Below are 13,602 nucleotides of genomic sequence, written 5' to 3' on the forward strand. Positions count from 1 at the left end.
GCCGGGCGAGCCATGAAAGGAGACGATTCGACGATGGGTGCCCTGAGCCATATCCGCGTGCTGGACCTCACCCGCGTGCTCGCGGGCCCGTGGTGCGCGCAGACGCTTGCCGATTTCGGCGCGGACGTGATCAAGGTCGAGCGCCCCGGCGCCGGCGACGACACGCGCCACTGGGGGCCGCCGTACCTGAAGGACGCGACCGGCGCCGATACGGCCGAGGCCGCGTACTACCTCGCGGCGAACCGCAACAAGCGCTCGGTGACGGTCGACATCGCGACGCCGGAAGGCCAGCAGATCGTGCGCGAGCTCGCCGCGCAGAGCGACGTCGTGCTCGAGAACTACAAGGTCGGCCAGCTGAAGAAATACGGGCTCGATTACGAATCGCTGCGCGCGGTGAAGCCCGATCTCGTCTACTGCTCGGTCACCGGGTTCGGCCAGACGGGCCCGTACGCGCACCGCGCGGGCTACGACTTCATCGTCCAGGGGATCGGCGGCTTCATGAGCATCACCGGCGAGCGCGACAGCGAGCCGGGCGGCGGCCCGCAAAAAGCCGGCGTGGCGATCGCCGATCTCGCGACGGGCCTCTATTCGACGATCGCGGTGCTCGCCGCGCTCGCGCACCGCGATCGCACGGGCGAAGGCCAGTACATCGACATGGCGCTGCTCGACGTACAGGTCGCGCTGCTCGCGAACATGAACACCAACTTCCTCGCGAGCGGCAAGCCGCCGGTGCGCTGGGGCAACGCGCACCCGAACATCGTGCCTTACCAGACGTTCCAGACGAGCGACGGCTGGATCATCGTCGCGGTCGGCAACGACGGGCAGTTCCGCAAGTTCGTCGAGGCCGGCGGCCGGCCCGAGCTGGCCGACGACGAACGGTTCGCGACGAATCCGTCACGCGTGCGCCACCGCGACACGCTGGTGCCGATCCTCGCGGAGATGGTGAAGGCGCGCGGCAAGGCCGACTGGATCGCCGTGCTCGAAGCGGCCGGCGTGCCGTGCGGGCCGATCAACGAACTCGACGAGGTGTTCGACAACGAACAGGTGGTCGCGCGCGGAATGCAGGTGTCGCTGCCGCACCCGTGCGGCGCGGACGTGAAGCTCGTGCGCAATCCGATCCGGATGAGCGCGACGCCGCCCGATGCGCGCACCGCCCCGCCGCTGCTGGGCGCGCAGACGGAAGACGTGCTGCGCGACATGCTCGGCTACGACGATGTGCGGATCGCCGCGTTGAAGGCGAAGCAGGCGATTTGAGCGCGTGTGATACCCGGCCGACCGCCCACGCAAGCAGTGTCGGCCGGGTATATCGGGTCAGCGCTGCGCAAGCGTATCGCACCCGCCGGCGAGCAGTGCGAGCGCGGCACGCGCGGCCGGATCGACGACGATCGCACGACCGCCCGCGCCCGGGAGGCCGGTGACTGCCACCGTGTCCGTGTCGGCCGCCCCCCGGAATACCAATGTCGGAAGCGGTTCGGAGGCGATGCGATCGCGCATTTCCAACGTGCCGAGCGGCGTCGGGAACGCCGTCGCAAGCTCGGCGACGGGCACACTGCCGCGCACGATCAGCGTGGTGAGCGGCGCGAGCCGGTCGGCCAGCCCAGGGGGCGCAACACACTGCCGTGAAACACGGCCGTCGAACGTGACGCGCACGGAGAACGGCGCCGCCGACTGCACGCGATGCGCGTTCACGTTCAGCGTACCGGCGGTGTAGACGAACGACATCACCTCATCCGGCTGCACACTGAGTATTTCGGTACCCGGCGCGATCGGCACGCGACTGCCGGCGCTTCCGAGCATGCTTCGCCAAGCCAATACGACGAGCACGGCGACGAACACCACGCCGGCCGCGCGAGCGAGCCGGCCTGTTGCCGCGGGCGTCATGACACCTGCACCATGGTTCCGACCGGTGTCCATTCGTACAACTGCCGCGCATCGGCCTCGTTCAGCCGCACACATCCGCGCGAGCCGAACCGGTCACTCAGTGAATTGCGAGCCAGCCGCACGACGCCGAGCGGCATCGGTCCGTGGTATTGATGAAACGCCTTGCCATCCGCGGTGAAGAACATTGCATGATCCATCTGCGCGTTATACATGCGACTGCGATAGGGGTGGTGCTTGCGGAGGATTCTGAACGTGCCCCGATCGGTCGGGTGCTCGCGGTCGCCTGTCACGCAGTCGAAGCGGAACACGCAAACGCGCCCCTCGTATGCTTCCACGCATTGCCGTGACAGATCAACCTGAATCCGTTTCGTCGCGGCGCCGTTGTTTTCTTTGGTTCGGTCGGATCGTGCGGGCTGGACTGGCATGGAGGCTTTCCGTCTGGTCGAATGGCCCGCCAGACTACCCACTACCGACTTCAAGCGATATGGGACACGTCAGAAATTCGGAGCGCTGTCCAACGGCAGGAGTCCGCTGCCGCGCACACCTACCACGATGAGCCCGGATGGCGCGACACGCTACGGGGGACTGTCGACGCGCGTGGCTCCGCCGTTGCTCGGCCACGACAACGAACGGATCGCGGCGTTGAAGGCGAAGCAAACGATCTGAAGGTCCTGCGATCCGCCCTGCGCGACACGGTCAACCTGCGACCGCCAGCGCATCGAGCCAGCCGCGCCCCTGCGGCCAGTCGCCGAGCCCGCTGTCCGCGTTGATGTGGCCGCGCGGGCCGAGGTCATGAAACGCGCTGCCCCACGCGTGCGCGCAGCCGCGCGCGAACGCGAGCGAGCCGTACGGATCGTCGCTGCTCGCAACCACGCAGGTCGGAAACGGCAGCCGCTCGTGCGGCACCGGCCCGAAACCGTGCGCGTCGGCCGGAAACGCTGGCCCGGCCGGATCGGGCAACGCGACGAGCAGCGCGCCGCGCACTTTCTCGAGCGCGGCCGGCCGCGCGTAACGGGTCGCCCACCACGCGGCGGTCAGCGTGCCGAGGCTGTGCGCGGCGATCGTCACGGGACCCGGGGCGGCTTCGACCGCACGATCGAGCGCGAGACACCAGCCGTTGCGGAACGCACGGTCCCAGTCGGGCATCGCGATGCGCACGAAACGCGCGTCGGCGCGCTCCCAGCGGCTTTGCCAGTGGAACGGGCCGGAGTTGCCGTAGCCCGGCAGCACGAAAACGAGAGAATCGCTCATGGAAGGTTCGTCGACGCATGAAGTCGTTTTATGTAACGTCGACGAAGTGTCGCACACCCGCTCCTCCCTGATGTTGCCTGTCGAATCGCGGAATGGATGTGCGGTACATGAATCGGTCGCGCTGCGCACGCGACCGGCCGGCGCTCACGCGCGCCGGCTTCGGTCAGCGCACGCCGGCGCCGACGAGGCCGCCTGCCGCGGCGCCGGCGACCGTGCCGACCGGGCCGCCCGTGATCAGGTAGCCGAGCGCGCCGCCCGCTGCCGCGCCGATCCCGGCGTTACGCTGCGTATGCGTCATCGCGCATGCGCCGAGTTGCGACAGGGCCGCGACGATTACCGCGGTACGAACGAGAAAAGTGGTCTTCTTCATCATGATTGTTGGCTTCCTCCCGCCCCGCAAAAACTGCGAATGGCGGCATTGATTCGGTGAAGCCATCATAGGAAAAGCCGAATGCGGGGGGCAATCCGATTTACGTCGTGTTACAGCCGACACACTATCGAGATATTGCGATCGGCAGCGCGAACCGCCCTGCCGACGCCGCAACCCGCGCGGGACGGACCCCGGTCAGGTAGAATTACGGGATTAAACCGGCGCGACGCGCCGACACAACCTGACGCCAACCGCATGAGCACCGAACGCAACGACGCCCCCGCGGCTTCCAATTTCATCCGCAACATCATCGACGACGACAACCGCACCGGCAAATGGAGCGGCCGCGTCGAGACGCGCTTTCCGCCCGAGCCGAACGGCTATCTGCACATCGGCCATGCCAAGAGCATCTGCCTGAACTTCAGCGTCGCGCGCGACTACGGCGGCGTGTGCCACCTGCGCTTCGACGACACGAACCCGGAAAAGGAAAGCGTCGAATACGTCGACTCGATCGTCGACGCCGTGCGCTGGCTCGGCTTCGACTGGCGCAAGGACGCGGTCGATCACCAGTATTTCGCGAGCGACTACTACGACAAGCTGTACGAATTCGCCGAGCTGCTGATCCAGCGCGGCAAGGCGTACGTCGACAGCCAGAGCGCCGAGGAAATGCGCGCGAACCGCGGCTCGCTGACCGAAGGCGGCAAGCCGTCGCCGTTCCGCGACCGCTCGCCCGAGGAAAACCTCGACCTGTTCCGCCGGATGAAGGCCGGCGAGTTCAAGGAAGGCGAGCACGTGCTGCGCGCGAAGATCGACATGGCGTCGCCGAACATGAACATGCGCGACCCGGTGATCTACCGGATCCGCTACGCGCACCACTACCGTACCGGCGACGCATGGTGCGTGTATCCGATGTACGACTACACGCACTGCATCTCGGATGCGCTCGAAGGCATCACGCATTCGCTGTGCACGCTCGAATTCGAGGATCACCGCCCGCTGTACGACTGGGTGCTGAACGAACTCGCGGAAGCCGGCGTATTCACGCGCCCGCTGCCGCAACAGATCGAATTCTCGCGCCTGAACCTCACGTACGCGATCACCAGCAAGCGCAAGCTGCTGCAGCTCGTCACCGAAGGTCATGTCGAAGGCTGGGACGACCCGCGCATGCCGACGATCGTCGGCATCCGCCGCCGCGGCTTCACGCCGGAGAGCATTCACCTGTTCTGCGAGCGGATCGGCGTGACGAAGGTCGATTCGTGGATCGACATGAGCGTGTTCGAAGGTGCGCTGCGCGACGACCTCGACGACAAGGCGCCGCGCTCGGTCGCCGTGCTCGATCCGCTGAAGCTCGTGATCGACAACTATCCGGAAGGCCAGGAAGAAGCGTGCACGGCGCCCGTGCACCCGCACCATCCCGACCGCGGCGTGCGCACCTTCCCGATCTCGCGCGAGCTGTGGATCGAGCGCGAGGACTTCGTCGAGAACCCGCCGAAGGGCTATTTCCGTCTGTTCCCGGGCAACAAGGTGCGCCTGCGCTACGGCTACGTGATCGAATGCACGGGCTTCGACAAGGACGCCGACGGCAACGTGACGGCCGTGCACTGCAACTACTTCCCGGACAGCAAGTCGGGCACCGAAGGCGCGAACAACTACAAGGTCAAGGGCAACATCCACTGGGTCAGCGCGAAGCACGCGCAGGCGGCCGAAGTGCGGATCTACGACCGGCTGTTCAAGGCGCCGCACCCGGACGCGGGCGGCGCGAACTTCCTCGAGGCGCTGAACCCGGACTCGAAGAAGGTCACGCAGGCCTACGTCGAGCCGGGCGCCGGCGACGTCGCGCCGGAAACGCGCCTGCAGTTCGAGCGTCACGGCTATTTCGTCGCCGACCGCGTCGATTCGAAGCCGGGCAAGCCCGTGTTCAACCGGATCGTCGGGCTGCGCGACAGCTGGGGCAAGCCGGCCTGACGGCCTGCGCCGCGCGCGGCGCGGCGGCCTCGCACCGCCCGCCGCAGGATGAAAAAAACGGCCTTCGGGCCGTTTTTTATTGCGTGCGCGCAAGCGCTGCTGCACCGGCCGCCACGCTCACGCGCTCGCCAACCGCCGGTGCAGATCCGCGAGCGACAGCGTCGTGCGAAACAGCCGCGCGAGGCTGCGGCTTGCATACGCGTCGACGTCGCCGGGCGCGGTCCAGCGATACGCGTCCATCTCGGGAATCAGCGAGCCGTCGCGACGGCTCGGGAACAGCGACGTGCACGTGCAGCGCGCGGGATCGATCTCGTCGTCCGCGACCTGCACCGCGAACAGGTGCAGGTCCTTGTCGTGACGGTAGGCGAAGCGGCCGAGATCGAGCAGTCGCGCCGGCGCGAACTCGATGCCGGTTTCCTCGCGCAGCTCCCGCAGCGCCGCGTCGACCGGCGATTCGCCGGGCTCGCCCTGTCCCTTCGGGATGTCCCAGTGCGTGGTGTCCGTCGCGTGCGCGAGGAATACGCGGCCGGCCCCGTCGAGAATCACGACGCCGCACGACACCGTGCGCGACGCACCGCTGCGCTTCATTGCACGCGCGCTCAGCGCTTCTGCAGCTGCCACTTGCCCGTGGCGGTCTTGCAATAGACGGGCTTGAGCGTCAGCGTCTGGCCCTTCGCGGAAATGTCGGTGGCGATCTCGCGGCAGGTCTTGCCGTCGCTTTCGGACGTCGACGGCGTGAGCTTCGCATCGATCTGCGTGCCGCGGCCGCTGCTCTGCCAGGTCGTGGTCTCGCCGTCCTTGCCTTCGTCGCGCACCTGCGCCACGGCCTTGGCCAGCGACGCACGGTCGGTCTTGCTGAAGTAGGCGAGCGGCGTGTCGTTCAGGAAGCCCAGGTTGCTCTGTGCGTAGGCAGGCAGCATCGCGGCTGCGCACGCGGCGCCGGCCAGCACGCGCGTGACGACGGAAAGGGATGCACGCATCGACATGTGTTGTTCTCCTTGGATGTTCGATCGAACGGCATGGCGCGCGGCCGGCGAACCGGCACGCGCCACGCCCGTCAGCCAGCGAGCATAGCATGCGTGCCGCCAGGAACGTCGTCTAGCGGGCCGCCGACGCGGCTGCCGGTTGATATCCGTCGGTCAGCGTGTTCAGGAACGCGATCACGTCCCTGATCTCGGCCGCGTTCAGCGCGGGCGCGTCGCCGCGCTTGCGGTCGAACGGCGGCTCGCGGTTGATGTTCGGCCAGTAGCGCTTCGGCAGGTCGTCGTAGACCTGCACCTTGCCGTGCACGACCGGATAGAACTTCTCCGGATGGATGTCACGCTCGACGTAGAAGCGCATCACGTCCTCGAGCGAGTGGTACACGCCGTTGTGGAAGAACGTCTTGCGCAGCGCGACGTTGCGCAGCGACGGCGTGCGGAACAAGCCGCAGAATTCGTCGCGGCCCTTCAGGTCGGTGCGCTCGGGGCCGCACGCGCCGAGGTCGTAAAAGCGCGGATCGCGATTGACCGGCAGCGCGCGGTTGCGCGGCACCGCGATCGCGATCAGGCCGAAATCGCTGAACTGCGGCGGGCCGCCTTCGAGCGTGCGCTGGCTCACGTGGCAGCTCGCGCAGTTGCCCTTCTTCTCGTCGTTGAACAGCTGCAGCCCGTGCAGCTCGGCGGGCGTGAGCTGCGCGTGGCCGGCCAGATAGGCGTCGTACTTGCTCGTGTACGGATCGAACAGCGCCGGCTGCTGCTGGAATGCGTCGAGCGCGCGCAGCACCGCGCCGAACGTCGCCTGGTCGTCGCCGAGGACCTGATCGCCGAACGCCTTGCGGAACGCGTCGGCATACGGCGCGGCGCGAACCGCCTTCGCAACCCGCGCCGGCGAACTGCTCATCTCGAAGGGCGACGTGAGCGGAATGCGCGCCTGCGCATCGCGCGTATCGACGCGGCCATCCCAGGTCAGCCCGCCGGTCGGGCCCGCATCGATGCTTTCGTCACCTTCGTCCGGCGAATCGTGGAAGTGCTCGCTGAACGGCGGAATGCCGCGCAGGTACTTCAGCGACGGCACCGCACGAAAGCCCGTGCGGTGCATGTCGTCGCCGCCGAGTTGTGCCGACAGCGCGTTCGGCGGCCCGAACGCATGCTCGGCGCTATGGCACGACGCGCACGCGAGCTTGCCGGACCCCGACAGCGACGGATCGAAGAACAACTGCTTGCCGAGCACCGTCATCTGCTTCACGCCCTCGAATACCTGCGCGCGCGTCTGCGGCTGGCTGGCCGGCGCGACCGCCGCAGCGGCCGGTGCGGCCTGTGCCGCCGGCACGATGGCGGCGGCCGATGCGTCGGCACCGGTGCGCGCATCGCATCCGGCGAGCGCCGCGAGCCCGCCGACCAGCGCCAGCGCCGCCGCGGCAGGGATCAACGATCGCGCGGACGCGAAGGATTTCAGAAGGCTGTGCATCGTCGTTCTTCTTGTAGCGGTGGGCAATCGGCCGGAGCTTATGTCAGTTCCGTGACCGCCGCATGACGTTCGACCGACAGTCATTTGAAAGCGCCCCTACACCCGGCTGTCAAATCGGTTCCAGATAATGCGCGCAGCCGGCAGGTGTCCGAAGGTTCCCGCGCCGGCCCGACACCACCGCGATTCCCACACGCGACACACGACGAAAGAGAGAACATCGCATGAAGAAGCACGCCTGGATTCGTTACACGCCGATCGCCCTCGCGGCCGCGCTCAGCCTGACCGCCTGCGGCGGCGACGATGTCACGCAGCAAGGCCTGTCGGCCGTCAAGAACGTCGTCGTGATCTACGCGGAAAACCGCAGCTTCGACAACCTGTACGGCAACTTCCCCGGCGCGAACGGCCTGCAGAACACGACGGCGGCGAACTCGGTGCAGAAGGATCGCGACGGCTCGACGATGGCGACGCTGCCGAAGATCTGGGGCGGCCTGACCGCGACCGGCATCACGCCGGCGGTCACCGAAGCAATGACGGCGAACCTGCCGAACGCGCCGTTCGCGATCGACGATCCGAAGGGCTTCAACCAGTCGATGAGCATCGCGACGCGCGACATCGTGCACCGCTTCTACCAGGACCAGATGCAGATCAACGGCGGCAAGAACGACATGTACGCCGCATGGACCGATGCGGGCGGCCTGACGATGGGCCACTACACGCCGGATCCGTCGAAGCTGCCGCTGTGGAAGATCGCGCAGCAGTACGTGCTCGCCGACAACTTCTTCATGGGCGCGTTCGGCGGCTCGTTCCTGAACCATCAGTACCTGATCTGCGCGTGCGCGCCGTTCTACGCGAACGCGAACACGAGCCCCGCGGCCGGCAAGATCGCCGTGTTGAACGCGGACGGCAAGTCGCTGAAGGTTGCGACGAACTCGCCCGCGTCCGCGCTCAGCGGCCCGCCGAAGTTCGTCAACGACGGCGCGATCACGCCCGACTTCTTCGCGGTCAACACGATGCAGCCGCCGTATCAGCCGAGCGGCAACAAGGCAGCCACGGGCGGCGATCCGCTGCTCGCCGATCCGGCCAATCCGTCGACGATGCCGCCGCAGACGGCGACCAACATCGGCGACCTGATGACCAACGCGGGCGTGTCGTGGGCATGGTACGGCGGCGCGTGGGGCCAGGCGCTGCAGGCAAGCCAGAACGGCACGTCGAACGTGATCTACGGCGCCGACCTGTCGACGCCGAACTTCCAGCCGCACCACCAGCCGTTCAACTACTTCGCGAACCAGGCACCGGGCACCGCGAGCCGCGCGCAGCACCTGCTCGACGGCGGCGCGAACGGCGCCGAGTTCATCAAGGCGATCGACGCGGGCACGCTGCCGCAGGTCACGTTCTACAAGCCGCAAGGCAACCTGAACGAGCACCCGGGCTACACGGACGTCACCTCCGGCGACCAGCACATCGCCGACGTGATCGCGCACCTGCAGGCAAGCCCGCAGTGGAAGAACATGGTCGTCGTCGTCACGTACGACGAGAACGGCGGCTTCTGGGATCATGCCGCGCCGCCGACCGCCGATCGCTGGGGTCCGGGCACGCGGATTCCGGCGCTGATCGTGTCGCCGTACGCGAAGAAGGGTTTCGTGGACCACACGCAGTACGACACGGGTTCGATCCTGCGTCTCATCACGCGCCGCTTCTCGCTGCCGCGCCTGCCGGGCCTGCAGCAGCGCGACGACGCACTGAAGGCGAACGGCGCGCAGCCGATGGGCGACCTGACGAACGCGCTCACGCTGTCGCCGAACCTGTAACGGCATCACCCGCGAACGGGCCGGCCGCGCGGCCGGCCCGGACGAACGAAGGGCGACCCGCTGCGACCTGCACCCCAAAGCCGGATGCGAATCCCGCCTTTGGGGTGTTTTTCATGCGCGCGCGTTGCCGCGCGGCCGCGTCACCAACCGTACTTCAGCTCGACGCCGACGTAGTCCGCGTTGTGCCCGCCCGCCTGCCGGATCGCGTCGCCGACCTGGAAGTGCACGGCCTCGACCGCGCCGATCAGGTTCGCGGCGATCGTCCAGTCCGCGCGCAGCTGCACGTACATCCCCGTCCAGCGGCCGCCCTTGCCTGCCGTGCCCGGCACCGGAATGTTCGGCTGCTGATAGACGGCGTCGCCGGTCGTCTCGCGCCACTGGAAACCCAGCGCACCGAGCAGCGACAGGTTCGCCGACGGCTTCAGCGTCACGGACGGCTTCACGTGGATCAGGTTCGCATAGCTCGTGTAGCCGGCCAGCGTGAAGTAATAGCCGTTGGGAAACAGCGGATTGAAGGTGCCGACGCGGCCGTCGTGCGGATGCCGGTCGCCCGAGGCCGCATCGATCTGCAACGCGACGCGCGGCGACCACGGCGCATCGAGCTTGTAGCCCGCGATCGAGCCGACTGCCCACGCACCGATCGTGTCGTTGCCGACCGTCCCGGTCTGCAGCATCGTCTCGAGATCCCAGTCGAAACGGCCCTGCGTGCCCGTGTAGCGAACGTCCCACACATCGCGATGCTCGGCGCCGCTCGCATCGAGGAAACGCGCGTTGCGGCGGTTGTAGCGCGACCAGTAGCCGGACAGGTCGCCCGGCCCGACCGACTGCCGCTCGACGCGCACGCCGCTGAAGGTGAGACCGCGATTGGACACGTCGTCGAAATCGGACGCGTTGCGGTTCTGCACCGGTTGCGTCGCGTAGCCGATGAAGCGCCATTTCCCGTATTCGTAATCGGCCCAGACCGCATCGAACGCCTGCCGCACGTTCGGGCCGTCGCGCGTGGCGATGAAGCGCTGCAGGTCGAACGCCATCTCCTGCCGGCCGACGCGGAACTTGAACGTGCCGCCGCCGAGCGCGCCCGTGTAGGTCGCGAACGCCTGTTCGAGATCGAGCGGGTTCTTGTCGACGGGCGACACCGTGTTCTTGCCGAACGCGCGCGCGTCCTGCAACTGCGCGAAGAACTGCCAGTGCTGGCCGAGATGCGCATCGGCATGCACTTCGACGCGCTGGATCAGGTACGTGTCCGATTGCGCGGAGCCGATCCCGAACAGCGGCGCGTCGTTGGTCTCCAGCCGCTCGCGCAGGTTCACGCCGAGCGATAGATAGGACGCCGGATCGTTGCCGAGCGGAATGTATTTCAGTCCGTCGAGCGGCGCACGCGGCACGCACGGATTCGCGAGCACCGACCAGTCCTCCTGCCAGCGGTTGAACAGCACCGTCGGGCGTTTGGCCGTGCAGGCCGATGCGGCGGCGGCCGTCTGGGTCGCTGCCGGCGTCGAGGTCGACACCGATGACGCCGCCGAAGGCTGCGCCGGTTCTTGCGTCGATGTCGGTGTCGGTGTCGGTGTCGGTGTCGAAGTCGTTTCAGCCGCCGTTTCCGCGACCGCCGCGTCGGCGCCCGCGCACAACAGCGCCGCGACGACCGACAGGCGCGCGGCCCGTTCGAAGCCGCGGGCGTCGCGTCTGCGCTGCCCCCGCGCGGTCATGCGCGCTCCTGCGCGGCGGGTGCGGCCGCTTGCGCCGCACACAATGCAAGCGTCGCGAGCGCGCCGACCGGCGCGAGCAGCGCCAGGAATCCGACGTAGCGGAACCCGAGCGCGCCGCACGCCGCGCCGAGCGCGAACGCGACGATCGCCGGCAGCATCTTGCCGAAGCGCGCCCGCGCCGCCGCGCGCGCGGCGTCGGCCGTGCCGGCCGACAGCAGGTCGACGACGTCGAGGATCGCCTGCGTCACGTTGCCCGTCATCACCGTGTTCGGCACGCCGCCCGCGCGCGAAATCACGCGCGGATGCGCGTTCTGCACGCCCATCGCGAACGTGCCGACGATGCCGGCCACGAGCGCCGGCAGGCTGTCGGGCTGCGTGACGGGCGTCGCCCACACGCCGGCCGCGCAGAAGCCGAGCAGCAGCACGGCCTGCACCGCATGCAGCGCGCGCGTGCCCTGCCAGGCGGGCCGCCCGGACATCGACCGCGCGATCAGGCTCGCCGCGATCACGCCGCACACGAACGCGGGAAACACGCTGAGCTTCAGCACGACACCCTGGCCGAAGCCCGCGATGCCCGCGCCGATCAGCACGAAGTTGCCCGTCACGTGTGCGGTGAACAGCCCGAACAGCGCGACGAAGCTCAGCGTATCGACGAAGCCGGCCACCGCGGCAAGGATCGTGTCTTCGTGCTTCATCGCGCTGCGCTCGCGTGGATTTCGGCGACGTAGCCGCCCGGGAACTGCACGAGTGCCGCGTCGCGGCCGTCCGCGGTGTACGGCGGCACGAGCACGCTCACACCCGCCGCCTTGGCCTTCTCCAGCGTCGCGGCCAGGTCCGGCACGTCGTAGCCCGTCATCTCGCGCCCGTACGGGTAAGGCAGGTGGCCGTCCGTCACGAGCACGGTCATCTTGCCGAAGCCCGATTCGATGCGAATCCGGCGATACGTGTCGTTCGGCCGGCCGATCTCGATGCCCGGCGCCTTCAGGTTGTCGGACACCACCTTGCCTTTCGAGAACTTGACGAAATCATGCACGAACTTGCGTACGCTTTGCGGCGACACGTAGACCCGGTTCTCGGGGATGGTCTGCAACGCGTCGTAGTTCGGCGCCTGGGTGTGCCAGTAGAGTTGCATGTTCACGCCGCCCGTCCACGCAACGACCGCATCGCGGCCGATCGGATCGGGGAACGTGTCGACGATCACGTCGGCGCCGTGCTCGCGCGCCGACTTCACCGCGACGTCCATGTCGGTGACGAGATAGCCGGTGCGCTCCGCGCAGAACGGATACGGAACCGGCGTCTTGAAGCCGAACACCGAGATCGTGCCGACCGGCGTCAGCACGAGCTGCGACATCGTCTGGCTCGGCGTCGGCGTGACCTGGAACACGCCCTGCTTCGATTTCTTGCCGCCGAGCGTCGCGACGAAACTGTCGGTGAAGCGGTCGAAGTCTTCCGGCGCGACGCACACGTGCGTGGTGTCGTACTGCGGACCGACGGCCACCGTCGGCGCGACCGCGGGCGGCACCGGCGGTTTCGCGAACGCGGCAGGCGCGGCGACGAGACCACTGGCAATCGCAAGCGCCAGCAACGCGGAACGAAGGGTTTTCATAACGGATGTCCTTGTTGTTTCTTCAAATGATGCACCGGCCCGGGGAATCCCGGTCACCTGCTGCCGTCGCCGGCCGGTTGCCGCGCATCGTCGAGCACGGTCGCGAGCACGAGCGCCGCGATCAGTCCAAGATGCTCGAAAAAGCTGTTGAGCGCCATGAAATGTTCGGCGCCCGAGCGGTTCCAGAAATCGTTCGCCACGACCATCGCGACGAGCGTCAGCATGCCGAGACTGCCGGCGCCGAGCCACGTGAAGCGGCGGAACACCACGCACAGCGAGCCGCCGATCTCGACCGCGATCGCGAGCGCCGCCCACAGCGCGGCCGGATGCAGGCCGAAATGCGCCTGCTCCGCGACCGCGCCGTCGAAGTCGAGCGCCTTCGCGACCCCGCCGAGCAGATAGGCGGACACCAGCGCGAGACGCGCGAGCGGCAGGACCCACGGCTGCGACAGCAGCGCGCGGATCCACGCCGGGCTGCCGTAGATGGTACGCGTCGTCATGTCAGACTGCCCAGCACGAACAGCCGAACGCGCCCCAGAAGCCCTTCGCGTCCGACGTCGGCAATGC

General features: G+C 67.9%; 14 protein-coding genes. 3 read left to right on the forward strand and 11 right to left on the reverse strand.

Going from position 1 to position 13,602, the window contains the following annotated elements:
* Positions 1 to 33: 33 nt before the first annotated feature.
* A complete protein-coding gene (locus U5A56_RS33825; protein WP_124523014.1) occupies positions 34 to 1,254 on the forward strand; it encodes a CaiB/BaiF CoA transferase family protein in 1,221 nt (406 codons plus the stop codon).
* 57 nt (positions 1,255 to 1,311) lie between these two features.
* On the opposite strand, the gene U5A56_RS33830 is transcribed toward U5A56_RS33825, so the two are convergent.
* The 4 genes from U5A56_RS33830 to U5A56_RS33845 all read right to left on the reverse strand — a co-directional run bounded on the left by U5A56_RS33830 (position 1,312) and on the right by U5A56_RS33845 (position 3,505).
* The gene (locus U5A56_RS33830) at positions 1,312 to 1,881 is read right to left on the reverse strand and encodes a hypothetical protein (RefSeq protein WP_321926881.1); all 570 of its coding nucleotides are present in this window, start codon (positions 1,879 to 1,881) and stop codon (positions 1,312 to 1,314) included.
* A complete protein-coding gene (locus U5A56_RS33835; protein ID WP_044846112.1) occupies positions 1,878 to 2,306 on the reverse strand; it encodes a L,D-transpeptidase in 429 nt (142 codons plus the stop codon). The genes U5A56_RS33830 and U5A56_RS33835 overlap by 4 nt, the downstream gene beginning before the upstream one ends.
* Positions 2,307 to 2,577: 271 nt before the next feature.
* On the reverse strand, positions 2,578 to 3,132 hold the full coding sequence (locus tag U5A56_RS33840) for an alpha/beta hydrolase (protein ID WP_321926883.1): 555 nt from the start codon (positions 3,130 to 3,132) through the stop codon (positions 2,578 to 2,580).
* A gap of 163 nt (positions 3,133 to 3,295) precedes the next feature.
* On the reverse strand, positions 3,296 to 3,505 hold the full coding sequence (locus U5A56_RS33845; RefSeq protein ID WP_006497729.1) for an ornithine acetyltransferase: 210 nt from the start codon (positions 3,503 to 3,505) through the stop codon (positions 3,296 to 3,298).
* Positions 3,506 to 3,757: 252 nt separating this feature from the next.
* On the opposite strand from U5A56_RS33845, the gene U5A56_RS33850 reads away from it, so the two are divergent.
* Entirely contained in the window at positions 3,758 to 5,467 is a 1,710-nt protein-coding gene (locus U5A56_RS33850; protein WP_044846114.1) for a glutamine--tRNA ligase/YqeY domain fusion protein, read from the forward strand.
* 117 nt (positions 5,468 to 5,584) lie between these two features.
* Here U5A56_RS33850 and U5A56_RS33855 read toward each other — a convergent pair whose 3' ends face one another.
* The 3 genes from U5A56_RS33855 to U5A56_RS33865 all read right to left on the reverse strand — a co-directional run bounded on the left by U5A56_RS33855 (position 5,585) and on the right by U5A56_RS33865 (position 7,915).
* Entirely contained in the window at positions 5,585 to 6,055 is a 471-nt protein-coding gene (locus U5A56_RS33855; RefSeq protein WP_044846139.1) for an NUDIX hydrolase, read from the reverse strand.
* Positions 6,056 to 6,066: 11 nt separating this feature from the next.
* Positions 6,067 to 6,453 (reverse strand): hypothetical protein, encoded by a 387-nt coding sequence (locus U5A56_RS33860; protein WP_321926885.1) that lies wholly within the window; start codon positions 6,451 to 6,453, stop codon positions 6,067 to 6,069.
* 112 nt (positions 6,454 to 6,565) lie between these two features.
* A complete protein-coding gene (locus U5A56_RS33865) occupies positions 6,566 to 7,915 on the reverse strand; it encodes a cytochrome-c peroxidase (RefSeq protein WP_321926887.1) in 1,350 nt (449 codons plus the stop codon).
* 221 nt (positions 7,916 to 8,136) lie between these two features.
* On the opposite strand from U5A56_RS33865, the gene U5A56_RS33870 reads away from it, so the two are divergent.
* Positions 8,137 to 9,723: an acid phosphatase gene (locus U5A56_RS33870; protein WP_321926889.1), complete on the forward strand. Its 1,587-nt coding sequence runs from the start codon at positions 8,137 to 8,139 to the stop codon at positions 9,721 to 9,723.
* Between the two features lie 140 nt (positions 9,724 to 9,863).
* Here the strand turns inward: U5A56_RS33870 and U5A56_RS33875 are convergent, their stop codons facing one another.
* From U5A56_RS33875 to U5A56_RS33890, 4 genes are read right to left on the reverse strand one after another with little or no spacing between them, the layout of a single operon-like run.
* Complete coding sequence (locus U5A56_RS33875) at positions 9,864 to 11,429, reverse strand: alginate export family protein (RefSeq protein ID WP_321926891.1); 1,566 nt, start codon at positions 11,427 to 11,429, stop codon at positions 9,864 to 9,866.
* Positions 11,426 to 12,124 carry a YoaK family protein gene (locus tag U5A56_RS33880; RefSeq protein ID WP_044846118.1) on the reverse strand — a complete coding sequence of 233 codons (699 nt, stop codon included), beginning with the start codon at positions 12,122 to 12,124 and terminating at the stop codon, positions 11,426 to 11,428. The genes U5A56_RS33875 and U5A56_RS33880 overlap by 4 nt, the downstream gene beginning before the upstream one ends.
* Entirely contained in the window at positions 12,121 to 13,035 is a 915-nt protein-coding gene (locus U5A56_RS33885) for a glyoxalase (protein WP_321926893.1), read from the reverse strand. Before U5A56_RS33885 ends, U5A56_RS33880 begins: the two co-directional genes overlap by 4 nt.
* 53 nt (positions 13,036 to 13,088) lie before the next feature.
* Positions 13,089 to 13,535, reverse strand: a complete 447-nt coding sequence (locus tag U5A56_RS33890) for a DoxX family protein (RefSeq protein WP_321926895.1) — start codon at positions 13,533 to 13,535, stop codon at positions 13,089 to 13,091.
* Positions 13,536 to 13,602: the final 67 nt, after the last annotated feature.

The organism is Burkholderia sp. BCC1998, assembly GCF_905339875.1.
Lineage (GTDB): Bacteria > Pseudomonadota > Gammaproteobacteria > Burkholderiales > Burkholderiaceae > Burkholderia.